The organism is Salipiger abyssi, from assembly GCF_001975705.1.
Taxonomy (GTDB): domain Bacteria; phylum Pseudomonadota; class Alphaproteobacteria; order Rhodobacterales; family Rhodobacteraceae; genus Salipiger; species Salipiger abyssi.
Genome location: NZ_CP015093.1, coordinates 3,077,580 through 3,102,754, shown reverse-complemented (window position 1 = coordinate 3,102,754; position 25,175 = coordinate 3,077,580). Strand labels below are relative to the sequence as shown.

Below are 25,175 nucleotides of genomic sequence, written 5' to 3'. Positions count from 1 at the left end.
CTCCTTGGTGTATGTGGTCAGACCGCCTGGGTTTCGGCGTCCGGCGTGGTTTCGGTGTACTCGCCCGCGATCAGCAGACGGCGCAGCAGCTTGCCGACGGGCGATTTCGGCAATTCCGTCACAAAGGTGATGCGGCGCGGGCGCTTATGCGCCGGCAGCCCGGCATGGCAATAGGCCTTGATCTTTTCGGCGGTGATGCCGGGCGTCGGCACCACGAAGAGCGCCACGACCTGGCCCCAGCGTTCGTCCGGCAGGCCGACCACGGCGACATCGCCGATGCCGTCGAGCAGCGAGATATAGCTCTCGACCTCGACCGGAGAGACGTTTTCGCCGCCGGTGATGATCATGTCGTCGGTACGCCCGGTCACGAAGAGATCGCCGTCTTCGTCGAACCGGCCCATGTCGCCGGTGAAATACCAGCCGCCATGCAGCGATTTCGCGTCGCCATCGGGGCGTTTCCAGTAGCCTTCAAAGGCCTCGTCTCCAGCCAGATCCGCGATGATCTCGCCCTCCTCGCCCTGCGGGCAGAGTGCCTCGGGATCCTTGGCCGCCGGATCGACGATGCGGATGCGTTGGTTGAGCGCCGCGCGCCCCGCCGAGCCGGGCTTGGACGGCGCGTTCTGGTGGATGGTGAAGGTATAGACCTCGGACGAACCGTAATGGTTGACAAAAAGATCCGGCTGGAAGGTCTCCTGCAACCGCTTCAGCAGCCCGTCCGACATGGAAGCGCCGGCGAAACCCAACAGCCGCACCGAGGAAATATCGGTCTGCGCCAGCTCGGGCGCGTCGAGCATGGCGTGATAGAGCGTCGGCACGAGGTAGAGGCAGCTCACCTTTTCCGCCGCGATCAGCCGCAGCGCCTCGGCCACGTCAAAGCGGCGCAGGCAGATGAAGGTGCCGCCGATGAGGCTCATGGCAAGCAGCGAGCGCACGCCCATCGTGTGATAGAGCGGCATCACGCCCAGCGTCACCTCGCCCTGGCGATAGGTGTTCTGCGCCACATGCGCCACCGCTGCCGCGCGCTCGGCCCGGTGCCGGCGCGGCACGCCCTTGGGCTTGCCGGTGGTGCCCGAGGTGTAGAGCATCAGCGAATAGTCTTCCGGCCCGATCACCGGTTTCGGCAGCGCGACCGTCGGCAGATCGGCGATCCCCAGCGCCTCGATATCGAAGCAGGCGATGCCCGCCGCGCTGGCCGCCTCCTGCGATACCTCCGACGAGACCGGCTCGCAAAGCAGCAACTTGGCCGCGCTGTCGCCCAGCACATAGCCCAGCTCTTCGGCGGTGGCGCGCCAGTTGATGGGCGTCACGATGGCGCCGGCGAACTGGCAGGCCCAATGCAGCGTCGCCGCCTCCCAGGAATTTTGCAGCGCAGTCACCACATGGTCGCCCTTGCCGACGCCCTGCTCTGCCAGCCAGGCGGTCAGCGCGCCGATGCGCCCCGCCCAATCGGCATAGCTCAGCCGCGTGCCGCCATCGACAATGGCGATGCGGGCGGGGTCGCGCTCGACGCTGGCAAGAAAGCTGGTTGCGAGATCAAACATGGTCTCCTCCTCTGAGTTCCGCCGCGGCGTCGAGCGCGGCATCAATGATCGGGGCGTAGCCGGTGCAGCGGCAGAGATGCCCGCCCACGACCTCTTCGATACGGGTGCGGTCCGCGTCCGGCTCGTCGCGCAGCAGCGTGTCGAGCGACATCAGGATCCCGGCGGTGCAGAAGCCGCATTGCAGCGCGTGGTGACGGCGGAACGCGGCCTGAAGCACCGAGAGCCGGTCGGGCTGCGGGGCGAGCCCCTCGACCGTGTCGACCTGCGCCCCCTCGGCCTGCATCGCCAGCATCAGGCAGGAGCGCGCCATGACGCCGTCCACCCGCAAGGTGCATGCGCCGCAGACACCGTGTTCGCAGCCCACATGGGTGCCGGTGGCGCCCAGCTCGTGACGCAGGAAATCGCTCAGCAGCAGGCGCGGGCTGGCCCGGCCCTCGACCTCGCGCCCGTTCAGCGTGAGGCGGATGAGCGTGGTGTCGTCCTTGCTCAAAGTTGTCATGCCGTGATCTCCCTGCGTGCCGCCTCGATGGCCCGGCGTCCCAGCCCGCGCACCAGATCGCGGCGCATGCGCGCATCGGCGTGCACGTCGTCGCGGGCGCCGAGCCCCCAGGCACAGGCGTTGAGCGCATCGTCGAGCGCGCTGCCGTCGAGCGCGTCCCAACGCGCGACCACGGGCGTGTCGCCCACGCCGCCAACACCGAAGGTGATGCTGTCGGCGGTGACCTTCGCCGCGCAGGCCACCACGGCGAAATCGCCATGGCGCCGCCCGTACTCGGCAAAGCCATAACCCTCGCCCGGTTTGGCACGCGGCAGGCGCAGCGCGGTCAGCATCTCGTCGTCGCGCCGGTCGGTCATCATCATGCCGATATGGAACTCCGCGCTTTTCACACGGCGCGACTTGCGCCGGTTCGACAGCACGACCTCGCCCCCCAGCACCGCGACGCAAAGCGGGATCTCGGCGGAGGGATCGGCATGGGCGACCGAGCCGCAGACCGTGCCGCGCGCGCGGGTCTGCGCGTGCCCGACCCAGGGCAGCGCTTTGGCAAAGAGCGGCAGCGCACCGGCCAGACCGTCCCAGCCCAGCAGCCGCGCCTGCGTCACGCCCGCCTCGATCTCGACGGCATCGCCCGCCTCGCGGATCTGTGCCGCGCGGCTCAGCCGGTAGGTGTCGACGATCACCGAGGGCGTCGCGAGCCGCATGTTGAGCATCGGCAGCAGCGATTGCCCGCCCGCCAGAATGCGCGCCGCCTCGCCATGCTCAGAGAGCGCCGCAAGCGCCTCTTCGCGGGTCTCGGCGCGGATGTAATCGAAAGGAGCCGGTTTCATGAGCGCCTCCAGAACATGAGCCGGTCGAGCAGACCGGATTTCGCCGTGCCGCCACCGGTCTGCGCCGCGAGCGCGCGGAAGAACTGGCCGATCACCACCTTGGCGGCACCATCCAGCATCCGTCCGCCGACAGCGGCGACCTTGCCGCCCACCTGCGCCTCGTAATCGTAGCGCATCCGCGTGCCGCCCTCGGGCGTCTCTTCCAGCACCACCCGGCCCGCGCCTTCGCCCGAGCCAAGCGCGCCGCGCGCACCGCCCGAGAGCGTGGCGCTTTCCGGCTCGACCAGATCGGTGAGCTTCACATCGACGGTGTAGCGGCCTTTGACCGGGCCGACGCCCAGCGTGACATCGGCGCGGAAATGCGTGTCGGTGACCTTCTTGACGCCGTGACAGCCGGGCACGATGCGCTCCAGCGTCTCGGGATCGAGCAGCGTGTCCCACACGGTCTGACGCGGTGCGGAGATCTCGACCTCGCCACTGCCGGTGAGGCCCCGCCCGCCGGGGGCTGCGGCGGGTTTCACGCCTTCGGGCGCCGCCGGTTCCTCTTCGGCGAAATGCGCGCGCAGCCGGGCGGGCGTCATCGGCAGGGTGAGAATTTCCGCCCCCAAGGCGTCAGAGGCGGCATTGGCCAGGCACGCCGGCGTGGACATGCAATTGCCCTCGCCCACGCCCTTGGCCCCCAGGGGCGTGAAGGGCGACGGGGTTTCCAGATGGTGGATCTCGGGCGCCGGCACCTCGGTCGCGGTGGGCACGAGGTAATCGGCGAAAGTGCCGGTCAGAAAGGCGCCGCCCGCGTCATAGGCGTATTCCTCGTAAAGCGCCGCGCCGATGGCATTGGCATAGCCGCCCCGGATCTGCCCGTCGACCATGCCCTGATGCAGGATGCGCCCGCAATCATGCACCGTCACATAGCGGTCGATGCGCAGCGCGCCGGTGAGCTTGTCGATCTCGACCCCGCAGAAATCGAAGATGAAGCCATGACAAAGCGAGCTGTTCACCCGGTCGGCCTCGTCCGGTGCCTCCAGTTGCGGCGGCGTCCAGTAGACGGTTTCGCGCAGCGCCTGTTCGGCGCCCTCGGGCACGGTGCCCGGCGCCCAGTGGCTGGTGGCCGCGAGGCGGGCAAAGGGGATGGGCTTGGCGCCCTCCGCCGTCACCATGCCGCCCTCGAACTGCACCTCTTCCGGGGTTACGCCCAGCATCGGCGCAGCGATGGCGGCGAGCCGGTCGCGCATGCGCGTCGCTGCCAGCTTGCCAGTGCCCGCCACGGCGGCGGCGAAACGCGAGGAGTAATTGCCCGAGGCGATGGACCAGGCGTCCTTGCCGGTGTCGAGATCGGTGCGCACCTGCACCGCCTCCGCCGGCAGGCCCAGCACCTCGCCCACGACACCGGCCAGCACCGTGCGGTGCCCCTGCCCCTGCGGCGCCGAGGCGACATGCACGCTGACCGAGCCCAGCGGATCGAGCGCCACGGTCGCCGTGGCCTGCGCGCCGTTCTTCGGCCCGGATTTCGCGCGTTCCTCCTTGGTCAGAACGGTGGAGACATAGCCCATGTTCGACACAGACGGCTCCACCGCCACCGCATAGCCCACGCCGTAAAGCCGCCCCTCGGCCCGCGCCGCGTCGCGCCGTTCCAGCAGCTCGGCGAGCCGCGCGTCGGTGCGCCCGATCTCCAGCGCTTTCTGATAATCGCCGCTGTCATAGAGCGCGCCCGAGGCGGTGCGATAGGGAAAGGCCTCCGCAGGGATCAGGTTGCGCTCGATCACATCGAGCGGGTCCAGACCCAGCGTCTCGGCGATCTTGCGCATCAGCCGTTCCAGCGCGAAATAAACCTGCGGCCCGCCGAACCCGCGCACCAGCCCGGTGGGAGTCTTGTTGGTCACCACCACGCGGTTGCGGATGCTCAGGTTCTGGATGTCATAGGCGCCGCACATATTGCCGTGCATCCGGTAAAGCGTCGCCGGTTCCGGCGCGCGGATATAGGCGCCCACGTCTTCGAGCTGATCCCAGTCGAGCGCGGTCACCCGGCCCTCCGCGTCCACAGCCGCCGCCAGCGTCGTTTCGCGGTTGGTCGCCGAAACGGAGGCGGTGAGATGTTCCAGCCGGTCCTCGACCCATTTCACCGGCGCGCCGGCGACACGGGCGGCGACCGAGGCCAGCACGATATAGGGAAAGATCCCCTGCTTCACGCCATAGCTGCCGCCCGAAGACGGCGGCGTGCGCAGCCGCAGCCGGTTGCCCGGCACCTTGAGCGCGCGCGAGATCACCGAGTGGATCGAGAACGGCCCCTGGAAATTCGCGGTGACGTCATAGGCCTCTTCGAACGGATCGTAAGCGGCGATGAGCCCATAGCATTCGATGGGCGTCACGGCGTTGCGCGGATAGGCGACGGAAATCTCGACCCGGTGCGCGGCCTCTTCAAAGGCCGCCTCGGGATCGCCGTAGCGATAGCTGCGGTCCGAGACCAGATTGCTGCCGACGCTCTCGTGCAGCACCGTCTCACCCGCCAGCGCGTCGCGGGGCGCGACCACGGCAGGCAGCTTTTCATAGACCACGTCGATCAGCGCCAGCGCGTCCTCGGCGATGTAGCGCGTGCGCGCCACCACAAGCGCCACCGGTTCGCCGACATAGCGCACCCGGTCCTGCGCGATGGGCCAGCACTCCATGGGCAGGCGCACGCCGACCATCAAGGGCTTGGTCAGCGCCGCCACATCCGCGCCGGTCAGCACCGCCACGACACCGGGCAGCGCCTGCGCCGCCGCGATGTCGAGCGTGATCTTCGCATGCGCCTCGCCCGCGCGCAGGATCGCCAGATGCAGGCAATTGCCCGGCTCCGGCAGATCGTCGACGAACTGCGCGCGCCCGGTCAAAAGCGCCGCGTCCTCGACGCGCTCGGGCGAGCGGAAAGTATCTGGCCGTACCGTCATGCTCAGGCCGCCCCGATCACGCCCACGTCCTGATAGACATGCTTGAGTTCGCAGAAATCGAGCAGCGCGTCATAGCCGTGCAGCCGCCCCAGCCCCGAGCGGCGGTAGCCGCCGGTCTCGGCCTCGGCAAAGAGCTTGTTGTGATCGTTGATCCAGACCGTGCCGTTGCGCAGCGCGCGCGCCAGCCGCCAGGCGGTGTCGCTCTGCCGGGTCCAGACCGAGGCCGAGAGCCCGTAGACCGTGTTATTGGCCTTGGCGACCGCCTCGGCCTCGGAGCCGAAGGGCTCCATCACCAGCAGCGGGCCAAAGATTTCCTCCTGGACGAACCCGGCATTGTCGTCGCTGTGAGCGACCAGCGAGGGCGACATGAAGGCGCTGCCTTCCGGCCCCTCGCCCACCGCGCCGCGCAGCACCACCTCGTCGGCGGCATCGAACGTGGCCTCGATCTCGGTCCAGACCTTGTCGCGCGAACCGGCGTCGATCAGCGGGCCCATGGTGACGCCCGCCTCCAGACCGTTGCCGATTTTCGCAGAGGCCAGCGCGGCAGACAGCGCGGCCTTCATCTCGTCGAAGCGGCTTTCATGCACCAGCACGCGGCGCGCGGCGGTGCATTGCTGGCCCGAGATGATCAGCGCGGCGCCCGCCAGTTTCGGCGCGATGGCGGCGACATCGGCGTCTTCCATCACCAGGCAGCAGGATTTGCCACCGAGCTCCAGCGAGAGCTTTTTCATCGTCGGCGCGGCGGCGGACATGATGCGCTGGCCCACGAGGTTGGAGCCGGTGAAGCTCACCACATCCACATCCTCGTGGGTGGTCATCAGCTCGGCGATCTCGTGGCCGGTCTCGAAGAGCAGGCTGACGACACCTGCCGGCACATCCGGATCGGCGATCAGCGGCGCCATGCAGCGCGCGGTGAAAAGCGCGGTCTGCGGCGCGGGCTTGGTGATCGTGGTGCAGCCCACCGCCAGCGCCGGCGCCAGCGAACGGATCAGCAGCACGGCGGGCGCGTTCCACGGGATGATCAGCGAGGCCACCCCCGCCGGTTCGCGCAGCATGACCGAGATCTCGCCCGGTGCCACTTCCAGCGCGTGGCCGGGATTGTGACGGGTGAGGCCGGCGTAATAGCGGATCTCGGAGACCGCGCCGCCGATCTCGCCACGGGCCTGCGCCAGCGGCTTGCCATTGGTGCGGGTCAGCAGCTCGGCCAGGGCTTCGGTGTCGCGCTCCATGGCATCGGCCCAACGCAGCAGCACCATCTGGCGCTGGCGCGGCGACTGCGCCCAGAGCGTCGTGTCGAAGGCGCCGCGCGCGGCGGCAATCGCCGCCTCGGCCTCGGCCCGGCCGCCCGCCGGGAAGCGCCCGACGATCTCGCCGGTGGCGGGATTGACCGAGAGCGCCTCGTCCCCGGCATCGCAGGGCTGGCCGGCGATGGAATGGGTGGCGGCGTAGCGGGGATTGCTCAGATCATTCGGCAACTTGAAATCCTTCCTTCGAACGAGGGGTGTCTTCGGACTTGGCACGGGGTTCGGCGGCATCCTCCGGGCGGCGCGATTGCAGCACCAGGAGCCCGGCAAAGACCGCGAGGCCGACGATATCCGTGGTGAGATCCGGCACGATCAGCATCACCGCAGAGGCAAAGGCGGCGAGACGCTCGATCCCCCGGCTGCGGCGCAGATGCATGCCCACCACAGAGCCCGCCAGCGCATAGACGCCCAGCATCGACGTGGCGGTGACCAGCATGATCTCGTACCACGCGCCATTCATCACCAGCGCCGGGTTGTAGACAAAGGCGAAGGGCACGATGAAGCCGGGCAGCGTGAGCTTGAACGCGGTCAGGCCGGTCTTGGTACTGTCGGTCTTGGCCAAAGCCGCCGCCGCGTAGGAGGCCAGCGCCACAGGTGGCGTGACGAAACTGAGCAGCGCGAAATACAGGATGAAGAGGTGGATCGAGAGCACGTAGATGCCGAGCTGCGACAGCGCCGGCGCCATCAGGATCGCCACCATGATATAGGCCGAGACCGTGGGCATCCCCATGCCGAGGATGATACAGGCGACCATCACCGCCAGCAGCGACAGCAGCATGGAGCCCTCGGCCAGCGACAGCACGAAGCCGGTGAATTTCAGCCCGATGCCGGTCTGCACGATGATGCCGATGATCAGACCGGCGGTGGCGCAGGGAATGGCCACGACGATGATCGCATAGGCCGACTGCTCCAGCCCCTTCAGCATCGAGCGCGGCCCGATGCGGGTTTCCTTGGTGATCAGGCTCGCGGCGATGGCGGTGACAAAGGCATAGATGGCCGACATCATCAGCGAGGAGCCGTTGACCATCATCCCCACCAGCACCACCAGCGGCGCGAGCAGGTGCAGGCGCTTGAAGATGCCCTTCCTGATATCCGGCAGCTCGGCCTTGGGGATGCCGCGCAGCCCGTCCTTCTTGGCGGTCAGATCGACGGCGAAGAGGATCGAGAGATAGTAGAGCAGCGCCGGAATGGCCGCGCCGGCAAGGATCGTCACATAGTCGAGCCCGGTCAGCTCGACCATGACGAAGGCGGCGGCGCCCATGATCGGCGGCATAAGCTGCCCGCCGGTGGAGGACGCGGCCTCGACCGCGGCAGAGAAATGCGGCTTGTAGCCGAAGCGGCGCATCAGCGGGATGGTGAAAGTGCCGGTGCCGACCACGTTGGCCACCGCCGAGCCGTTGATCGAGCCCATCAGGCCCGAGGCGATGACCGCGCTTTTCGCGGGGCCGCCCCGGGTGCGCCCGGTCAGGGCAAAGGCCAGGTCGATGAAGAGCTGCCCGCCCCCGGAAAGCTCCAGGAAGGTCGCGAAGAGGATGAAGTAGAAGATATAAGAGACCACGGCGCCCATCGGGATGCCGAAGATGCCGTTATTGGAGAGCACCTCCACATCGACAAAGCGCGACATGTCCATGCCGGAATGGCCGATGGAGACCGGCAGCAGATGGCCGAAGAACCCGTAGGCCACAAAGATCCCCGCGATGACAAAGAGCCCCATCCCGGCCACCCGCCGCGTCGCCTCGAGCAGCGTGGCGAGCAGCGCCATGCCGGCGACCACATCCCATTGCGTCGGGCGGTCGACAAAGGCGATGCGCATCAGATAGCGCTCGTGATTGGCAGTGAGGTAGATCAGCCAGGCCAGCGTCACCGCGACCCAGGCCAGATCCATCGCCAGCCGCGCGGGGCTGCGCGCCTCCAGGCTGCGCCCGAAGACCAGCAGGCAGATCGCCCCGAGTATCAGGATGTAATGCATGTGCAGCGGCAGCGGCTGCAACACCACGCTGTAGAGTTGCAGCCCGGTGATCGCCAGGGCGATCGCGCGCGTTGCCGTGTTGAGTGCCTTGTCCATCGCGTTTCCTCCGGCCGCATCGGGGCGGCCACCCTGTCGCAAAATATGCGCGGCCTGCGGTCAGAGACCGGGGGCCTCGCGGTCCTCGCCTGCGGATCCGCTTTGCGGCGGCATGGCGCGCACCGGGATCCTGGGGCGGAAATCGTCGGTCCGGACGCGGGCGCCGATGCGCCCATGCATCCCGCGCGGCAGCGGGGCGCCCTGCCCCGCGCCCGCGCGCCTCGGGAGGACCACAAGGGAGGTCAGGGTCTTCACCGGACAGACCGCCTGCGCGACATGCCGAACCTGACGTCTCATGTTGTCCTCCCCCTCGTGCCGTTCCCTGCCGGTGGCGGCGCCGCGTGTCCGCGGCGCCGCCTGGCTCTTGCTTACCGGATCAGTTACCGGTGCCTGCCTCGTCGAAATAGCGCTTGGCGCCCGGGTGCAGCGGCACATTGCCGTTGCGCAGCGCCTCGCCCGCCTTGGCCGGATCGAAGGCCGCGAGCGACGCATGCGCCTCGCGGATGCGGTCAGGGTTCTCGCAGACGCCCTTGACGATGGCATAGGCCACGTCATCCGACATGTTGGCATTGGCGATGACGCCGGTCGGGTAGCCCACCGAGGGCACGTCCTCGGTCACGCCTTCGAATTCGCCGGCTTCGACCGCCAGACCCGGCTGGAGACCATACTGGTCGGCCAGCGCCTGCATCTGCTCGTCGCCGAGCGCGATGAACTTCACCTTGCCGCCGAGCGCCAGCTCCATCACGTCGGGCTGCTTGTAGCCGATATTGTGGATGAACACGTCGGCCTGACCGTCGCGCATCTGCTGCACGGCCACCGGCAGGTCCACGTTGGACACGCGGCCGCCGGCCTTCTGAACGGCCTCATAGTCGAGCCCGTAGGTTTCCAGCGCCATCCGCGCCAGCGCCTCGCCGGCGCCGCCGCGCTGCACCGTCACCAGGCGCCCGCCCTTCTCGCCGAGATCGGCCAGGGTCTCGATGCCGGCATCCTTGCGCACGACGATGCCCAGACGGTGCGGACGGTTCAGACCGCCGAAGAGCGAGCGGATGTTCTCGGCCTTCTCGTTGAACACGACCTTGCCGTTATAGGCCCAGTTCGACAACGCCGAGAAGCTGAGGCCCATATCGGCCTCGCCGCGGTTGACGAGGATCGGGTTGCCGACACCGCCCTGATAGGGCAGCACCTCGACGCGCGAGCCTTCGGGCAGGTTTTCCTGCGCCAGCTCGGCGATGGCGGTTGCGTAGATATACCAGCTGCCGCCCACGTTGAACGAGGCCATTTTCAGGCTCACGGGCGATTGCGCGCGCAGCGGCACCCCGGCAAGGCTGCCTGCAACGACAGCTGCGCCACCGGCGATGAGCGATCTGCGATTGAGTTTCATCTGGTTTCCTCCCTGATGTTCCGAACGAAGAGCCGGTCCGGTATCGGCGTGGTGCCCTCAGTCCCTGCGATACGCGGAACCGGGGATCGGTGGATGCTCCCTTAGGAAGTCTTGGTTAACCTCGACTCCCAACCCGGGGGTTTCGGCGGCACGGACACAGCCGTCCGATCCGATCTGCGGGGCCCCGCGCACGAGATCGTCGCGCAGGGGGTTGTAAACTGAGACATCGGCCTCGAGCCAGCCGCCACCCTCGATGGCGCTGAGAAAATGCAGCGTGGCGGCGGCGTTGAGCGCGGTCATCGAGGCGTGCGGGTGAATGTCGAGCCCATTGGCCAGCGCCATGCCGGCGATGCGCAGCCCCTCGGTGATGCCGCCGGCCTTGGACAGATCCGGCTGGATCTCGGTCACGGCGCCCGCCGCGATGAGCTGAGCAAAGTCCTGGCGGGTAAAGAGGTTCTCTCCCGCCGCGAGCGGCACCGTCGCATAGACGGCGGCATCGGCGTAGCGGCGCTGCTCCTGCGGCATGAAGGGCTCTTCCAGCCAGCGGATATCGAGCTCCGACAGATGCGGCATCATCCGCAGCGCGTCGCGCGGGCTATAGAGCGAGTTGGCGTCGCTGAGGATCGCCACATCCGGCCCCAGAGCCGTGCGCAGAGCGCTGAGCCGCGCGACATCGCGCTCGACGCTGTCGCCGATGCGCTGCTTCACGGCGCGGAAGCCCTGTGCCACCAGCCCGCGCGCCTCGTCTGCCAGCGCCTCGGGCGCATCCCAGCCGAGCGCGACGCCGCCGGCATAGGCGGGCACCGGCTTCGGCGCGCCGCCGAGCAGCCGGCAGAGCGGCCAGCCCACGGCCCGCGCGCGCAGATCCCAGAGCGCCATGTCGATGCCCGAGATCGCCAGCGCCGCGGCGCCGGAGCTGCCCTGCGTCAGTTGCAGCGCCCGCGCCATATGGCGGTTGAGCGCGACCACATCGCTGCCGTCCTGCCCGACAAGCCCTTCGGCGAGACTGTCGTTGACCATGGCGGCAATGGCGGTGGGGGCGCGGCCGTGATGCGCCTCGCCCCAGCCGGTCAGCCCCTCGGTGCTGCGCACCCGCACCACCACCGCATCGCGCTTGACCGTGCGCCCGACGCCGAGGCGCACCTGCGCGTGCTCGGGCAGCGGCACCGAGACCGCATAGGCGGTCACATCGGCGATCCGCAGCGCGCCGCGCGGCGCCTCGTGCAGGCGCTCCTTATGCTCCGCTGAGAGGAGCTCAGTCATCGCAGACATCCCAGTCGGGGCGGCTGTCGTCGAGCACCGCGTCGAGGTCGATATCCGCCTCGCCCGGCACGCTGATTCGCTTGAAGCGGAATTCCGGCGCGTCGAGCGGCACGGTGGCGTCCATCCCCATCTTGGCGCCATAACCCTCGTCGGTGGAGGGGTCGAGCTTGGAGCCCTGGGTGCCGCCGAGCACGACCATATCGCGGTCGGCCTGGAAGCGCGTGGCGACGGCCCACTCGACCATCTCGGCATCGAAGATATCGACATCCTCGTTCACCACGACCACATGCTTGATGTCGTAATGCGCGGCAAAGGCGGCCATGATCACGTTCTTGGCCTCGCCCGGCTGACGCGGCGCCATCTGCACATAGAGGTGATACCGGCAGGTGCCGCCGGGGGCGAGATGCACGTTCTTCACGCTCGGGAACATCGCCTGCATGGTGTTGAGGATCGTCGCCTCACGCGGGATGCCGCCAAGGATCAGATGCTCCAGCCCGCCGCCCACGATGGTGTGGAAAAGCGGCTGCTTGCGGGTGGTCACCGCGTCGATCTCGATCACATGGCGGTCGGCGCGCGGGCCGTAATATTGCGGGAACTCGCCGAACGGGCCTTCGGGGCGCATGGTATTGGCAAGCAGCCGGCCCTCGATGACGATCTCCGACTGCGCCGGCACAAAGATATCCTTGCCGACACAGCGCACCACGTCGAGCGGCGCCCCGCCGAGCGCGCCGGCGATCTCCAGCTCGTCCACGTCGATGGGCACGATGGCCTGCGAGGCCAGCAGGCAGGCCGGCGAGGCGCCGATCACCACGGCAACCTCGAGATCCTTGCCCGCCGCCTCGGCGGTGCTGAAATAGTTCAGCGTGTGGCGCGGCAGCAGCAGCGCCCCCAGCTCGCGCGGGCCGGAGACCTGGAGCCGGTGGATGGAGACGTTCTGGATGCCCGTCGCGGGATCCTTGCAGATCATCAGCCCGGCGGTGATGTAGGCGCCGCTGTCATGTTCGTTATGGGTGGGGATCGGCAGCAGGCGGGTCAGGTCGACCTCATCGCCCTCATAGACCTTGTCCTGGCAGCGGGCCCTGGTCACCTCGTGGCTGGGCAGCGGGTGCGACGCGGCCTTCTGGAACTCGCTCAGCAGCGCGTCGGGCGCGATACCGAGCGCCTCGGCCATCCATTCGCGGCGCGACAGCAGGCCGGAAATCACCGTGCCGGACTCGTTGCCCTCGGGCGCCGGCGCCACCAGCGCCTTGCGACCGTCGAGCCGGTTGGCCAGCCCCGCCACGCCGAATCGCAGCGGCATGCCGGGCTTTGCGGTGGCCAGACGGTCGCTCGCGTGCAGATGAATCAGCCAGTCCCGCAGATCCATGTCCCGGCGCGTCTGGGGTGCCGCAGCGGCATCGACGCTGTGCGTTTCTTTGAAAGCGTTCATGCTGATCCTCCCGTTGCGCCAGACGCTAAGGAGGCACAGCAATACTTTCTATTAATATCGAATGATCGAAGGTATAGCGGGTTGCTATGGGGCATCACCGCATCCGCACCAGAGAGGGAAAGACCGATGGAACTCAGGCAGCTGCAATATTTCACCGTGGTCTTCGAGGAGGGCTCGGTCACCCGCGCGTCGCAGCGGCTCAACGTGGTGCAGCCCGCGCTGAGCCAGCAGATCTCCAAGCTCGAGGAAGAGCTGGGCCGGCAGCTCTTTACCCGCACCCCCAAGGGGATGGTGCCCACCGAACAGGGGACGGAGGCCTATCAGCTCTTCAGCGGCATCCTGCGGGATCTGCGCTCGGCCTGTCAGAAGCTCGAAGAGGATGACGGCCAGGTGCGCGGCACGGTGACGCTCGGCGTCGTCACCTCGGTGGCCAATAACGCGCTGGTCGACACGCTGCTGGGCTTTCACCGGAAATACCCCGACGTGCATGTGCGCGCCACCGGCGGCTATACCGATGAGCTGAACGAGATGCTGCGCGCCGGGCAGCTCGACCTGATCATCATCAACGTGCCGCCGCAGGCGCGCACGCCGCAGATGACCGATATCATCTGCGAGGATCTCGTGCTGATCGGTGCCGCCGATACCGCGCAGCCGCTGCCCGAGCCCGTCGATTTCGCCCGCATCAACGAGTTGAAACTGGTCATCCCCTCGGTGCGCCACGGGCTGCGCGCCATCATGGACCGCGCCGCCTCGACCGCCGGCATCGCGCTGGCGCCGCGCATGGAGTTCGACGACCTGAAGCCGATCGAGGATTTCATCTCGCATTCCGATTTCTTCACGATCCTGCCGCCGCTCGCGGTCAGCCGCGCGCTGCGCTCCGGCCAGCTCAAGGCCTACCGGATCACCCCCGCCATCCCCCGGCGGCTGGTCTGCATTACCGCCGCCGACCGTCCGCTGTCGCGCGCCGCGACCCTGCTGATCGATGAGCTGCGCGAACGGATGATCGACTTTTCCTATGACGTATCTGTTTCCCTTGAGGACAGAGACGGCCCGGCATAGCGGTTCGCGATACCCCCCATTGCATCAAAGATCTTGTTTCCTCCCCTCGCCGCTTGGCACTCTGCGGCCCGGGAGGACCATTTCATGGCACGAAACAACCGGCTGATCGTCGGCATTTCCGGCGCTTCCGGCGTCATTTACGGTATCCGGCTGTTGCAGATGCTGCGCGATCTGCCCATCGAGAGCCATCTCGTCATGTCGCGGTCCGCCGAGATTACCGTCGCGCACGAAACCGACTGGAAGATCGCCGATATCCGCGCGCTGGCCGACCGCTGGTACAAGCAGGAGGATATCGGCGCCTCGATCTCCAGCGGCTCGTTTCACACGCTGGGCATGGTGGTGGCGCCTTGCTCGGTGCGCTCCGCCTCCGAGATTGCCAATGGTGTGACCTCGACCCTGCTCACCCGCGCCGCCGATGTGGTGCTGAAGGAGCGCCGCCGTCTGGTGCTGATGCTGCGCGAGACGCCGCTGCATCTGGGCCATCTGCGCACGCTCACCACCCTGGCCGAGATCGGCGCCATCATCGCACCGCCGGTGCCCGCCTTCTACGCCAAGCCCGAGACGCTGGACGACATGATCGGCCACACGCTGGGCCGGGTGATGGACATGTTCGATATCGAGACCGGCACCGTCAAACGCTGGAAAGACGACGCCTGAGCGGTTTCACAGGCAGAGCGCCACCAGTTTGTCGCGCGGCTCCGCCGCGCCTTTGCCCTTGGGCGCCAGGGCCGCGAAGCTGTCGAGATTTCCCGCCATCGCGGCGGCCCGGTCGGGGTCCGCCTCGACCAGCGCAGGCTCGGCCACCAGCAGCCCCTCGTAGAGCGCAAAGAGCATGTCCTGCTCCAGCCGTTCGGCCTCGATCTCCCATTTCTGGATACCGGCGCGCAGGGTTTCGCGCGGCGCATCGGGGCAGACCTGCCAGCCCTTGAGCCGCCGCCGCACCGCGCGCAGCGGGCGCACGATCTCCGCATGCCAGGCGGCGACCGCCTCGGCGCAGCGCGCGGCCCCTGCCCCGGTGATGCACCAGCCCTCGGAGCCCAGCCAGAGCCCGAAGAGCAGCAGGTTCACATCCGAGCCGGTCTCGTCCTGGATTTCCAGACAGACCGGCGGCACGCCCGACCGCCCGTAGCGGTCGAGGGAAAAGCGCCAGAACGGATGCGCGTCGGGGTCAGGCTGAATAGGCATCGCGGTGCCGGATCGTCACATTGGGCAGGTCCGAGACGCTCCACGCCCCCGACTGCGCCATGGTGACGGCGAATTCCTCGCGGATCAAGCCGGCGAAATGGCTGCCGCCATCATCCCCCAGCGCCGCCAGCGCATAGAGGAAGGCGCGACCGCAAAACGCAGCCTCCGCCCCCAGCGCCAGCGCCCGCGCCACGTCGAGCCCCGAACGCACGCCGCTGTCGAAGAGCAGCGTGGCCTTGCCATCCACCTTGTCGCGGATGATCGGCAGTACGTCGGCCGGGCTCGGCGCCGCGTCGGACTGGCGCCCGCCATGGTTCGAGACCAGAATGCCGTCGACCCCGGCCTCGACCGCCGAGACCGCATCGTCGGGATGCAGCACGCCCTTGACGATCAGCGCCCCGTCCCAGACCCGGCGCATGCGGGCGATCTCTTCCCAGGAGAAGCTGCCCACCAGCTCCTTCTGCACAAAGCCCGCCACCCGGTCGAGCGTCGGCTTGCCCTCGACATAGCGGTCGATATTGGCGAATTTCGGCGCCCCGTGACGCAGCAGTGCCATGCTCCAGGCGGGGGCTGTGGCCACCTCCCAGACGGTGCGCGGGGTGGGCCGGAACGGCACCACCAGCCGGTTGTTGAGATCGCGCGGACGCTTGGCGCGCACCGGTGCGTCGAGCGTGGCGACAATCGCCGTCACCCCCGCCGCCTTGGCGCGGGCGATCATGTCGAAGGTCACCTTGTGGTCGTCGCGCGGGAAGCCGTAGAGCTGCAACCAGGTGTTGCCGCCGGCGACCGAGGCCACCTCTTCCATGGTGGAATTGGCCAGCGTGCCGGTGATGTAGGGAATGTCCCCGTCCTTCGCGGCGCGCGCCAGCGACAGGGTGGCGCCGGGCCAGATCAGCGCATCCATACCCGTGGGCGCGATGCCGATGGGCGCGCTGTAGTTGCGCCCGAACAGCGTGGCGGCGGGATCGGCCTTGCGCAGATCGCCATAGCGCGGAACGATCTCGATGGCGTCGAGCGCGCGGCGGTTGACCTCGACACCCCAATCGGCGCCGGTGCCACCCTGCACGAAATCAAAGGCGAATTTGGGAACGCGCCGGCGGGCGCGGTCCTCGAGGAATTCATAGGTGGGCGCGGCATAGGTCATCTGCGCCGCGCGCCCGCTGCGCGACCCGGGGCCCCAGGCGGATTTGGCCATGCTCGCCCCCGTCAGTAGTCGCAGATGACGTTGACCAGCGCCTGACGCCCGGCCCGCGTCGCGGCAAGCGCCTCTTCCAGCGCCGGGCGCAGCTCGGCCACGCTCTCGACCCGCAGGCCCAGCCCCTCGGCGCCGGCAAGGCTCTCAAAGGCCGGTGCCGGGCTGAGATCCGCCAGCATCCGCCCCCCCCCGCGCGAGGAATGCCCCTCGGGGTACATCGCCAGCGTCGAGTTGCGCACCGCACCGTGCAGCGCGTTGTTGAAGATCACCGTCAGCACCGGCAGCCCCTGCGCCTGCGCCACCCAGTGGCTGGCGGTGGGATTGGTGAAGATATAGGCGCCGTCGCCCATGGTGCAGATCACGTCCCGCCCGGGCTGTGCCAGCTTGATCCCCAGCGCGGCACCGAGGCCCCAGCCAAGGCCGCCCGCAGGCGACAGGCCGAAATAGCTGCCCGGCTCGGTGCGCTGGCAATGCTCGACCCTGAGCGGGTATTCATTGACGATGGCGGCTTCCGGCGAAGCGATCTCGCCGATCACCCGACTGATATATTCCGGCGTCAGCGCCTCTTTCGGCTCGCCCTTGGCACGGGTGGCAGCGCGGTCTGCTGCGATCCTGGCCGTCAGCGCCTCGCGGCGCGCCTCGCCCTTGGGCAGCGATGGCCCGAGGATGTCGAGCAGCCCCTCCAGCACATCCGCCGGGCGCCCGGCGAGCGACATGTCGGAGCGGAAGCTGCGCATCGGGTAGCGGGCAAAGACCGGGTCTTCGCCCACATGCACGATCTTCGCGTCGGCGCGCGGCTCGGCAAGCTGCGGCACCCAGGGCACATCGCAATCCAGCACCAGGATGAAATCCGCCTCGCGCACCCAGGGCATCGGATCGTGACCGGCCTCGAACGGGTGTTCGGTGGAGATCGAAACAAAGCGCTGGTGATAGCTGGTCACCGGCACGGCATAGCGCTCGGCGAACTCGGAGAGCGCGTGGAAGGCCGCCGCATCGCGCCCGGCATTGGCGGTGACGATCAGCGGGTTTTCCGCCTCGCGCAGCCCTTGCGCGATCTCTTCGAGCTGCGGGCGCGGCACCACGGGGGCGGCGACCGGCGGGCGCGGCGGGATCCGCTCCTCGCTGCGCGCATCCTCGGCGGCGATCACATCGCGCGGCAGGGTCAGGTAGACCGGCCCCTTGGGGGTGGATTCGGCGATCTCCAGCGCACGGTTCACCACGTCGCGCACCTGATCGGCCAGGTGCAGCTCATAATCCCACTTCACCGCTTCGCGCAGCATGCCGGCCTGGTCGAACATCTCCTGCGCCCAGTGGATATAGCGGGTGCGGGTGCCGTGATGGCCCTTTTCGGAGAACGGCGAGCGCCCCGCCATCAGCAGCATCGGCACCTGTTCGCGGCTCGCATCCAGCACCGCGTTGATGGTGTTGGCGGTGCCCACGTTCACATGCACCATGACCGCCTGCATCCGCCCGGTGGCGAGATAGACCCCATGCGCCATGGCCACGGCGGTGTTCTCATGCGGCACGACCACCGGCTTCGGCAGCGCCCGCCCGTCGACCTCGGCCTTGCAATAGGCTTCCACGATGGGAGGAAAATCGGTGCCGCCATTGGCGAAGAGAAAGTCGATCCCGGCGGTCTGAAGCTGTGTGAGCAGCGTATCGGCAGCCGAAGGCGCCGCAGTCTGCACCGCATCCGTCAGATGTTGATTCATGGATAATCCTCCTTGGCGCAGAGTGTCGGCCTCCGGCGCCTGCGGTTCAAATAGGAATTGCTTCAGCAGCCCATAGCGAATTGCGATAGCAGACCCGACACCCTCATAGCGCAGGCGTAATACCCAAGGTCAGCGGCGCAGCCAGCCACCGGCAATGGCCACAGCCGCGCCGGGCGCATTCACGCGCTGGGGCGGGGATCGGTCGGGACGCGGTGGAATGGTGGGTGATGAGAGACTCGAACTCCCGACATCTTCGGTGTAAACGAAGCGCTCTACCAACTGAGCTAATCACCCGACCTGCGAGGGTTTAGCCAAGCGCGCGGCCTGTTTCAAGACGCATCAGCGTTCCCTCTTTCCGAAAATTCCGGCTTTCACATTGCCGCCCGGCGCCGAGCATTGGCACAGCCCCGGCGACAGCGTGTGGAGGGGCGGAAAAGCAGAAAGGGCGCGCTCCAGCCTCACCGGCGAACGCGCCCTTTCGGGAAGAATGGTGGGTGATAAGAGATTTGAACTCCTGACATCTTCGATGTGAACGAAGCGCTCTACCACTGAGCTAATCACCCGGTAGCGGGTCTAATAAAAGAACCGCGCGAGAGGTGCAAGAGGCCAATCGCACCCTTTTTCGCGGTTTTTCGCCCGCATCGCGTCAGGCGCCGTCTCAGGCGCGGATCGGGATCAGATGGTTGTCCCAGGCGGCCTCTGCCCGGCGCAGCGGCGTCGTGCCGCCCTGCCCCACCAGCATCACACCGCCCAAGCCGTCGCTGGCGATATAGCCCTTTGCGTGGCGCGCCAGACCGCAGATATCGGCGCGCGAGACGACGCCGAGAAAGGCGCCCTGGGAGGAAAACCGGTGCATTCGCCCGCCGCGCGGCGAGGTGATGGCGATCTCGGAGCCGTCACCGGAAAACGCCACGCTGCCGGCATAGCCGTCCATCGCCAGCTCGTCGCCCAGCGGCGCCTCGCACAGCACCGGATCGCTGCCCCGCCGGTGCAGCCCCAGCAGCGGCGGCGCCATGCCCGGCTCGCCCTGCCATTGCATGGCAAAGCCCACCAGACCGTCCGGGCGCAGCGCCAGGTGGCGAATCGAGTTCTGCGAAAGTTCTTCAAGCTCGCAACGTTCCAGCACCGTGCCGTCGAAGGCGGTGTAGACGAGGCTCGGACGCATGGTGTCGAGATTGAGCTTGGTGCGGTCCCAGCGGTCGGTCTGGATGCCGCCATTGGCGATGACCAGCGTTTCGCCATCGGGCATCACCCGCAGATCGTGCGGCCCGACGCCATGGGTCTCGAACTCGCCGATGCGGCTGTAATTGGCCTGCACATCCCAGATCCCCACAAAGCCCGCGCTGTCCTCGACCCGCTGCTCGGAGGTGTAGAGCCGCGTGCCGTCGGGCGAATAGACCCCGTGGCCGTTGAACTGCCGGTCTTCGGGCGCGCTGAGCTGATGCAGCACGGCGCCGTCGCGGCAATCGACCACCAGCGCATAGGTGCCCGGACGGCGGGCAAAGCCCACGGCCTCGGCGCGATGCGGATGGGCCGAAGCCGCATGGCCACGCGCCGGCAGCGGCACCCGGAACGCCTCGGAGCCGTCCTCGCGCAGCCCGGCGAGCATATAGCTGCCATCGGGCTGTTTCGCGGCGGCGAGATAGGCCGGATCGCCCACCGCCGCCCAGCCCACGGCGGGGCTGGCGCCGGCGGCGAGCAGGCTTGCGAGAAAGCTGCGGCGGGTGGTCATGGTGTCAGTCTCCGTCCTGCGAGTTGAAGCCCGGGGTCAGCCCCAGCGGCAGGCCGATCTCGAGCTCGATGGCATCGGCCAGCGCGCGGATATGCTGCTGCACGATCTCGACGCGCAGCCGCGCCGACGGGTCGTCGATATCCTGAAAGGCCGGGTCGGTGACGCGGTCCGCCACCTCGCGCAGCCGCGCCATGGCGGCCTCGGTCTCGGGCAGTTCCCAGTCGGCGAGCGCATGGGCGAGCGCGGCGGCGGCGGCGGCATCCATCACCACGTTGCGCAGGCTGCGGCCCGAGCGCCAGGCCTCGGCTCGCGCCGGGCGCGGGCGCTCGAACGTGCCGAGCGGGCGGCCCAGCCGCGTGTCGGCGGTGAATTCGAGGCTGGAGAGGATCTGGGTGTAAAGCGCCCGCAGCGCCTCGTCTTCGGAGAGATAGGTGGTGTTGCCCTCCTCCCCGGCGCTCCGCAGCACATCGGCAAAGCCCTCACGCCAGCCGCTCTCCAACGCCCCGGCCTGGGCGGCGAGATCGGCGGTGATGGTCTGCACCAGCGTGCAGGCGTAGCTGCCGGCCTCGTAGCCCGAGAGATCCTCGTCATAGAGCATACGCTCCAGCGCGAAGAGCCCGCGCGCGGCGATCGAGACCTCGGCAAAGGCCTGCGGATCGCGCCCGGCCTCTTCCTCGCCGGAGATCATCCGCGCCAGCGTCTTGGGGGTAAAGCCCCGCGTATCGGGCCAGAAGGCCACCGAGAGCGCACCGGTTTCCGAGGGGCCCATGCGCACGTCGCCGATCTCGGTCCAGGCGTCGAAAGCCGCGTTCCAGGGATCGCGCAGCGCGGGCGCGGTGCAGTCCTGCTGCGCGGCATCGGCCAACGCCTGCGCCTCTTCGGTAAAGCCCGCATAGCCGGGCAGGATGTGATCGGTAAGCGCCTCTTCGACCCCGGCCACGGCGGGCGTGGCGGCGAGGCTGGCGCAGAGCATAAGAGCGTATCGCATTCAGAGACTTTCCAGATATCGGATCAGCGCGGCACGGTCCGCGGGCGCCATGGAGACCACCGCGTCGCGATGGGGCTGCGCCTCTCCGCCATGCCAGAGAACGGCTTCGAGCAGCGACCGCGCACGGCCGTCATGCAGGAATGTGGTATGCCCCGATACCGCCCCGGTCAAGCCGATGCCCCAGAGCGGCGCGGTGCGCCATTCCGTCCCGGTGGCACGCCCCTCGGGGCGGTGATCGGCAAGCCCCTCGCCCATGTCGTGCAGCAGCAGATCGGAATAGGGCCAGATGAGCTGAAAGCTCTGCTCGGGCTGATCCTCCAGCCGGGCGGTGACGAATTTCGGGGTGTGGCAGGCGGTGCAGCCGGTGTCGTAAAACACCTGCTTGCCGCGCAAAACCTCCGCATCGCCGGGGTCGCGGCGGGCGGGCACCGCGAGATTGGCGGTGTAATAGCTGAGCACGTCGAAGGCCTCGGCAGAGATCTCCAGCCCCTGCGCATTGCCGCCATGGGGCGCCTCGCGGCAGGCGCTCTGCGCGACGCTGCAATCCCCCCAGAGCGTCGGCACCAGCGGCGTGGCGATGCCGATATCGCCGGAAAACGCCGCCGCCGATTGCTCGCGGATCGTCGGCTCGCCCGCCTTCCAGCCGAAGCGGCCCAGCACCGCGCGATCATGTTCGCGCGACCAGACCAGCGACGCGCGCCCCGAAATGCCGTCGCCATCGGCATCCTCGGGATCGGCCAGCGCCAGGATGTCGGCTGCCGGGATCGCTTCCAGAAGTCCCAGCCCGATCATCGGCGGCGCCACGCGCGGGCTCAGCATCGCATCCTCGGCGAGCGGGCCATAGGCGAGATCGGCGGCGCGATAGGTGGGTTTGCGCAGATGCGCGGTCTCGCCGCCCGAGAGCGGCACCGCGATCTCTTCATAGCGGACCTCAAGCCGGTATTCTCCGCGATGCCCGACCGTGCCGAACTCCTGCAACTGGCCGCCATAGACCGGGTCCGGCGCGGTGGCGATCCAGCCGGCGATGGCGGGCATCTCGGCCTGCGGATCGGCGGGCACCGAGACCCGCAGGAACATCGACACCGCGTCGTCCCCCGGCCCTTCGGGCGGGTGGCCGCGCCCGTCGCGGATATGGCAGGCTTGGCAGCTGCGCGCGTTATAGAGCGGCCCCAGCCCGTCGGAGGCCAGGGTCGAAGAGGGCGAGGAGGCCCAGAGCTTCTGGAACAGCGCGTCGCCGAGGGCGAAATCCATCCGCCGCGCCTCGGGCATATTGGCCGAGGGCTGCGCAAAGGCCTGCGCAGCGCGCCGGCCCGGCACGGTGGCGGCGCCGCCGGGACGCGCCTCGAAGCGCTCGGCGGCGGAGAAATCACGCGCGGGCGCCGTGACCGCAGCAATGCGGGCACGCTCTTCCGTGGTGCGGGGAATGATGGTGAGATGCGGATCGCCCGGATCGGGCAGCACGGCCTCGGCGACCGCCACCGCGCCGCTTGTCAGCAGCGCGGCGCAGAGAGCAAGCTCACTCGGCCTCGTCCATCGGCGAGGCATTGAGAAGCGCATAGCGTTCCTCTCCAATCTTGCCGTAGAGCTCAAGCTGGGTTTCGAGGAAGTCGATATGGCCCTCCTCGTCCGTCATCAGCTCTTCGAACAGGTTCTTGCTCACGTAATCGCCGACCTTTTCGCAATGCTCGCGGGCTTCCTTGTAAAGCGCGCGCGCCTCGTTCTCGGCGGCGAGATCGGCCTCCAGCGTCTCCTTCGGCGTCTGGCCGATGCGCAGCGGGTCGAGCTTTTGCAGGTTCGGGTGCCCGCCGAGGAAGATGATCCGCTGGATCAGCTTGTCCGCGTGGTGCATCTCCTCGATGCTTTCCTCGCGGCTTTTCTTGGCCATGTGGCCCAGGCCCCAATCCTCTTGCAGGCGGTAATGCAGCCAGTACTGGCTGACGGCTGTCAGCTCGGACCGCAGCGCCTTGTTGAGGTATTCAATGACCTTTTCGTCGCCCTTCATATCGGTTTTCCTGTGTTTTTCCGCGCCGTTTGAGGCCACGGAGTTCCATGGGGACTTCCAGATTGTCGTTTGAGCGCATGGTTTGCAAGAAAAGCGGCATACAGCCTCCGCAATCGGCCGCTTTTCCGAGGGCATGATAAATCTTGCCGGGGGTGATGATCGCCCGCGCGTCCGAGGCGCGCATCCAGTCGATGGCGGCATGAATGTCGCGGTCGCTGATGCCCTGGCAACTACAGACGATCATCACGTTTCTCCGCTTACTGGAAAACGGCGTTCGGGTTATCGAGGCTGTCGGAGCCTTCGAAGTCGATGTCGCTGATATCGAGCGTCGAGACGATGCGCTCGATGGTGCGCGTCTGGTCGATCAGCGCGTCGACACCGCCCATCACCAGCGCCTCGCCCTTCTCGTCACCGGCGGCGAGCATCTGGTCATAGGAGAACCCGCCCTCGGCGGCCTCCTTGATGTCACCCAGCTTTTCCATCGTGGTGTCGAGCTTGGCCTTCATCTCGGCATCGAGATCGGCATCGGTCTCGGCCACAAGCGCGCTCAGCGACGGGCCCTCGACGGTGCTGCCGTCGATGCGGGTGTAGCTGCCCAGATAGACGTTCTGGATGCCCTTGCCGTCGTAATAGTGCGAGTTGTGGGTGTTGTCGGAGAAGCAGTCATGCTCTTCCTCGGGATCGTTGAGCATCAGGCCCAGACGCATCCGCTCGCCGGCCTGCTCGCCATAGGAGAGCGAGCCCATGCCGGTCAGCATCGCGGTGATGCCGGCATTCTCGTCTTCCATCACGGCCTCGCGGGCCTCGCCACCCTCGCCCCATGCGGCGACCATCTCTTCGAGATCCGAGACCAGCAGGTCGGTGGCCGCTTGCAGGTAATCCGCACGGCGGTCGCAATTGCCGCCGGTGCAGTCGTCGCCGGTGACGTAATCGGTATAGGGGCGCTCGCCCGCGCCGGGGCCGGTGCCGTTCAGATCCTGCCCCCAGAGCAGGAATTCGATGGCGTGATAGCCGCGCGCCACATTGGTCTCGATCCCGTCGGCCTCGTTCAGCGTATCGGCGATCAGCTCGGGCGTGATCTCGGAGGCATCCACCTCATTGCCGGCCAGCGTCACCTGCGGGTTGGCGATGACGTTCAGCGCGGCATATTCGTTCTCGTCGGTCGGACCGCCATAGGAGGCATCGACATAGTCGATCAGCCCCTCGTCGAGCGGCCAGGCATTCACCTTGCCCTCCCAGTCGTCCACGATCGCGTTGCCGAAACGGTAGGCCTCGGTCTGCTGATAGGGGTTGCGCGAGACCAGCCAGGCCTCGCGGGCGGCGGCGAGCGTCTCTTCGGAGGGGTCGGCGATCAGTGCGGCGACGGCCTCCTGCAACGCCTTGGCGGTGGTCAGGCTGTCCTCATAGCCGGCCTCGGCGATATCGGCATAGGTGTCGAGCACCGCGGCCTTGTCGGTGGCCGCCAGGGCCGGCGTTGCCAGAAGCAGCGCGAGTGCGGTGGAAGTGGCGAGTTTCATACAGTGTCCTCGTTGGCGTGTCTTGGTCGTTGGGTTGGCTGACGATGGCGTCACTTGGTCAGGATCAGTTTTCCCGCCTTGGTGATCCGGAGGGTATAGACCTGCCCGTCCAGCTCGATCTCGGCGATATTGCCGCCTGCCGTCAGGTCGCGCGCGGTGTGGCGCGGCAGCGCCGGCGTTGCGGTGTCGGCATTCACTCTGCTTTCCATCATCGCACTGCCCCCTGCCCTTCGATCCGGTCGAGCAGTGCCTCGAGCCCGGCCTCGGCCGGCCAAAAGCCACCAAATACCAGGTGAAGAAGGTCATCGCTGTTACGGCACGGGCCACTGGCCGGGGCGCGGTTCCTATTCTCGCTCATCATCAGCCTCCATGATCGGTTCATATCGGGCTGCCCCGTCGATTTCGCAGGGTGGCTGGACAGGACCAAAACTGAGCAAAAGAATCGGGAAAGTCAACCTGACAAATTAAGTCATCTTTTTAGACAGCAGAAAAAGCCCTGCGGAAACCGGGCAGGCCAGACGATATGCGGGGAAACGCGGCGCAGCGGTATCG

Annotated in this window: 22 protein-coding genes and 2 tRNA genes; 2 read left to right on the top strand and 22 right to left on the bottom strand. The window is 67.7% G+C overall.

Annotation, left to right across the window (positions count from 1 at the left end; translation table 11 throughout):
• Positions 1 to 17: 17 nt before the first annotated feature.
• From Ga0080574_RS18650 to Ga0080574_RS18605, 10 genes are all read right to left on the bottom strand, one after another.
• Positions 18 to 1,541, bottom strand: coding sequence for an AMP-binding protein (locus tag Ga0080574_RS18650; protein ID WP_076703163.1), 1,524 nt, complete (start codon positions 1,539 to 1,541; stop codon positions 18 to 20).
• Positions 1,534 to 2,040, bottom strand: a complete 507-nt coding sequence (locus tag Ga0080574_RS18645; protein WP_076703161.1) for a (2Fe-2S)-binding protein — start codon at positions 2,038 to 2,040, stop codon at positions 1,534 to 1,536. Before Ga0080574_RS18645 ends, Ga0080574_RS18650 begins: the two co-directional genes overlap by 8 nt.
• The gene (locus Ga0080574_RS18640) at positions 2,037 to 2,867 is read right to left on the bottom strand and encodes an FAD binding domain-containing protein (protein WP_076703159.1); all 831 of its coding nucleotides are present in this window, start codon (positions 2,865 to 2,867) and stop codon (positions 2,037 to 2,039) included. Before Ga0080574_RS18640 ends, Ga0080574_RS18645 begins: the two co-directional genes overlap by 4 nt.
• Positions 2,864 to 5,791 (bottom strand): xanthine dehydrogenase family protein molybdopterin-binding subunit, encoded by a 2,928-nt coding sequence (locus Ga0080574_RS18635; protein WP_076703157.1) that lies wholly within the window; start codon positions 5,789 to 5,791, stop codon positions 2,864 to 2,866. The genes Ga0080574_RS18640 and Ga0080574_RS18635 overlap by 4 nt, the downstream gene beginning before the upstream one ends.
• A gap of 2 nt (positions 5,792 to 5,793) precedes the next feature.
• Positions 5,794 to 7,266, bottom strand: a complete 1,473-nt coding sequence (locus Ga0080574_RS18630; RefSeq protein ID WP_237219282.1) for an aldehyde dehydrogenase family protein — start codon at positions 7,264 to 7,266, stop codon at positions 5,794 to 5,796.
• A complete protein-coding gene (locus tag Ga0080574_RS18625) occupies positions 7,256 to 9,160 on the bottom strand; it encodes a TRAP transporter permease (protein ID WP_076703155.1) in 1,905 nt (634 codons plus the stop codon). The genes Ga0080574_RS18630 and Ga0080574_RS18625 overlap by 11 nt, the downstream gene beginning before the upstream one ends.
• Before the next feature lie 60 nt (positions 9,161 to 9,220).
• Positions 9,221 to 9,457, bottom strand: coding sequence for a hypothetical protein (locus tag Ga0080574_RS18620; RefSeq protein ID WP_076703153.1), 237 nt, complete (start codon positions 9,455 to 9,457; stop codon positions 9,221 to 9,223).
• Between the two features lie 79 nt (positions 9,458 to 9,536).
• Positions 9,537 to 10,541 carry a TAXI family TRAP transporter solute-binding subunit gene (locus Ga0080574_RS18615; RefSeq protein ID WP_076703150.1) on the bottom strand — a complete coding sequence of 335 codons (1,005 nt, stop codon included), beginning with the start codon at positions 10,539 to 10,541 and terminating at the stop codon, positions 9,537 to 9,539.
• Between the two features lie 57 nt (positions 10,542 to 10,598).
• Positions 10,599 to 11,804: a mandelate racemase/muconate lactonizing enzyme family protein gene (locus Ga0080574_RS18610; RefSeq protein WP_083716889.1), complete on the bottom strand. Its 1,206-nt coding sequence runs from the start codon at positions 11,802 to 11,804 to the stop codon at positions 10,599 to 10,601.
• Complete coding sequence (locus Ga0080574_RS18605; protein WP_083716888.1) at positions 11,797 to 13,233, bottom strand: UbiD family decarboxylase; 1,437 nt, start codon at positions 13,231 to 13,233, stop codon at positions 11,797 to 11,799. Before Ga0080574_RS18605 ends, Ga0080574_RS18610 begins: the two co-directional genes overlap by 8 nt.
• A gap of 126 nt (positions 13,234 to 13,359) precedes the next feature.
• On the opposite strand from Ga0080574_RS18605, the gene Ga0080574_RS18600 reads away from it, so the two are divergent.
• Together Ga0080574_RS18600 and Ga0080574_RS18595 are read left to right on the top strand one after the other, a co-directional pair.
• A complete protein-coding gene (locus Ga0080574_RS18600) occupies positions 13,360 to 14,292 on the top strand; it encodes a LysR family transcriptional regulator (RefSeq protein WP_076703148.1) in 933 nt (310 codons plus the stop codon).
• Between the two features lie 84 nt (positions 14,293 to 14,376).
• Positions 14,377 to 14,949: a UbiX family flavin prenyltransferase gene (locus Ga0080574_RS18595; RefSeq protein WP_076703146.1), complete on the top strand. Its 573-nt coding sequence runs from the start codon at positions 14,377 to 14,379 to the stop codon at positions 14,947 to 14,949.
• Positions 14,950 to 14,955: 6 nt separating this feature from the next.
• On the opposite strand, the gene Ga0080574_RS18590 is transcribed toward Ga0080574_RS18595, so the two are convergent.
• The 12 genes from Ga0080574_RS18590 to hemP form a co-directional block, all read right to left on the bottom strand.
• The gene (locus Ga0080574_RS18590) at positions 14,956 to 15,477 is read right to left on the bottom strand and encodes a TIGR02444 family protein (protein WP_076703144.1); all 522 of its coding nucleotides are present in this window, start codon (positions 15,475 to 15,477) and stop codon (positions 14,956 to 14,958) included.
• Positions 15,461 to 16,672 (bottom strand): alpha-hydroxy acid oxidase, encoded by a 1,212-nt coding sequence (locus tag Ga0080574_RS18585; protein ID WP_076703142.1) that lies wholly within the window; start codon positions 16,670 to 16,672, stop codon positions 15,461 to 15,463. Before Ga0080574_RS18585 ends, Ga0080574_RS18590 begins: the two co-directional genes overlap by 17 nt.
• Positions 16,673 to 16,683: 11 nt before the next feature.
• Positions 16,684 to 18,384, bottom strand: coding sequence for a thiamine pyrophosphate-requiring protein (locus tag Ga0080574_RS18580; protein WP_076703140.1), 1,701 nt, complete (start codon positions 18,382 to 18,384; stop codon positions 16,684 to 16,686).
• Positions 18,385 to 18,602: 218 nt separating this feature from the next.
• Positions 18,603 to 18,678: transfer RNA gene (locus tag Ga0080574_RS18575), tRNA-Val, on the bottom strand.
• 194 nt (positions 18,679 to 18,872) lie between these two features.
• Positions 18,873 to 18,947, bottom strand: a tRNA-Val gene (locus Ga0080574_RS18570).
• A 95-nt stretch (positions 18,948 to 19,042) separates the two neighbouring features.
• Positions 19,043 to 20,116: a DUF1513 domain-containing protein gene (locus Ga0080574_RS18565; protein WP_076703138.1), complete on the bottom strand. Its 1,074-nt coding sequence runs from the start codon at positions 20,114 to 20,116 to the stop codon at positions 19,043 to 19,045.
• A 4-nt stretch (positions 20,117 to 20,120) separates the two neighbouring features.
• Entirely contained in the window at positions 20,121 to 21,104 is a 984-nt protein-coding gene (locus Ga0080574_RS18560; RefSeq protein ID WP_076703136.1) for an imelysin family protein, read from the bottom strand.
• On the bottom strand, positions 21,105 to 22,649 hold the full coding sequence (locus Ga0080574_RS18555; protein WP_076703134.1) for a di-heme oxidoreductase family protein: 1,545 nt from the start codon (positions 22,647 to 22,649) through the stop codon (positions 21,105 to 21,107). It lies immediately after the preceding gene.
• Positions 22,621 to 23,106, bottom strand: a complete 486-nt coding sequence (gene bfr / locus Ga0080574_RS18550; RefSeq protein WP_076703132.1) for a bacterioferritin — start codon at positions 23,104 to 23,106, stop codon at positions 22,621 to 22,623. Before bfr ends, Ga0080574_RS18555 begins: the two co-directional genes overlap by 29 nt.
• Positions 23,081 to 23,350, bottom strand: coding sequence for a (2Fe-2S)-binding protein (locus Ga0080574_RS18545; RefSeq protein WP_076703130.1), 270 nt, complete (start codon positions 23,348 to 23,350; stop codon positions 23,081 to 23,083). Before Ga0080574_RS18545 ends, bfr begins: the two co-directional genes overlap by 26 nt.
• A gap of 13 nt (positions 23,351 to 23,363) precedes the next feature.
• A complete protein-coding gene (locus tag Ga0080574_RS18540; RefSeq protein WP_076703128.1) occupies positions 23,364 to 24,623 on the bottom strand; it encodes an imelysin family protein in 1,260 nt (419 codons plus the stop codon).
• Positions 24,624 to 24,673: 50 nt separating this feature from the next.
• Positions 24,674 to 24,835: a hemin uptake protein HemP gene (gene hemP / locus Ga0080574_RS18535; protein WP_076703124.1), complete on the bottom strand. Its 162-nt coding sequence runs from the start codon at positions 24,833 to 24,835 to the stop codon at positions 24,674 to 24,676.
• Positions 24,836 to 25,175 lie beyond the last annotated feature (340 nt).

Coding starts and splice junctions, on each gene's coding strand:
- Ga0080574_RS18650 (WP_076703163.1), bottom strand. CDS start 1,541: ATGTTTGATCTCGCAACCAGCTTTCTTGCCAGCGTCGAGCGCGACCCC.
- Ga0080574_RS18645 (WP_076703161.1), bottom strand. CDS start 2,040: ATGACAACTTTGAGCAAGGACGACACCACGCTCATCCGCCTCACGCTG.
- Ga0080574_RS18640 (WP_076703159.1), bottom strand. CDS start 2,867: ATGAAACCGGCTCCTTTCGATTACATCCGCGCCGAGACCCGCGAAGAG.
- Ga0080574_RS18635 (WP_076703157.1), bottom strand. CDS start 5,791: ATGACGGTACGGCCAGATACTTTCCGCTCGCCCGAGCGCGTCGAGGAC.
- Ga0080574_RS18625 (WP_076703155.1), bottom strand. CDS start 9,160: ATGGACAAGGCACTCAACACGGCAACGCGCGCGATCGCCCTGGCGATC.
- Ga0080574_RS18620 (WP_076703153.1), bottom strand. CDS start 9,457: ATGAGACGTCAGGTTCGGCATGTCGCGCAGGCGGTCTGTCCGGTGAAG.
- Ga0080574_RS18615 (WP_076703150.1), bottom strand. CDS start 10,541: ATGAAACTCAATCGCAGATCGCTCATCGCCGGTGGCGCAGCTGTCGTT.
- Ga0080574_RS18610 (WP_083716889.1), bottom strand. CDS start 11,804: ATGACTGAGCTCCTCTCAGCGGAGCATAAGGAGCGCCTGCACGAGGCG.
- Ga0080574_RS18605 (WP_083716888.1), bottom strand. CDS start 13,233: ATGAACGCTTTCAAAGAAACGCACAGCGTCGATGCCGCTGCGGCACCC.
- Ga0080574_RS18600 (WP_076703148.1), top strand. CDS start 13,360: ATGGAACTCAGGCAGCTGCAATATTTCACCGTGGTCTTCGAGGAGGGC.
- Ga0080574_RS18595 (WP_076703146.1), top strand. CDS start 14,377: ATGGCACGAAACAACCGGCTGATCGTCGGCATTTCCGGCGCTTCCGGC.
- Ga0080574_RS18590 (WP_076703144.1), bottom strand. CDS start 15,477: ATGCCTATTCAGCCTGACCCCGACGCGCATCCGTTCTGGCGCTTTTCC.
- Ga0080574_RS18585 (WP_076703142.1), bottom strand. CDS start 16,672: ATGGCCAAATCCGCCTGGGGCCCCGGGTCGCGCAGCGGGCGCGCGGCG.
- Ga0080574_RS18580 (WP_076703140.1), bottom strand. CDS start 18,384: ATGAATCAACATCTGACGGATGCGGTGCAGACTGCGGCGCCTTCGGCT.
- Ga0080574_RS18565 (WP_076703138.1), bottom strand. CDS start 20,116: ATGACCACCCGCCGCAGCTTTCTCGCAAGCCTGCTCGCCGCCGGCGCC.
- Ga0080574_RS18560 (WP_076703136.1), bottom strand. CDS start 21,104: ATGCGATACGCTCTTATGCTCTGCGCCAGCCTCGCCGCCACGCCCGCC.
- Ga0080574_RS18555 (WP_076703134.1), bottom strand. CDS start 22,649: ATGCCTCGCCGATGGACGAGGCCGAGTGAGCTTGCTCTCTGCGCCGCG.
- bfr (WP_076703132.1), bottom strand. CDS start 23,106: ATGAAGGGCGACGAAAAGGTCATTGAATACCTCAACAAGGCGCTGCGG.
- Ga0080574_RS18545 (WP_076703130.1), bottom strand. CDS start 23,350: ATGATCGTCTGTAGTTGCCAGGGCATCAGCGACCGCGACATTCATGCC.
- Ga0080574_RS18540 (WP_076703128.1), bottom strand. CDS start 24,623: ATGAAACTCGCCACTTCCACCGCACTCGCGCTGCTTCTGGCAACGCCG.
- hemP (WP_076703124.1), bottom strand. CDS start 24,835: ATGATGGAAAGCAGAGTGAATGCCGACACCGCAACGCCGGCGCTGCCG.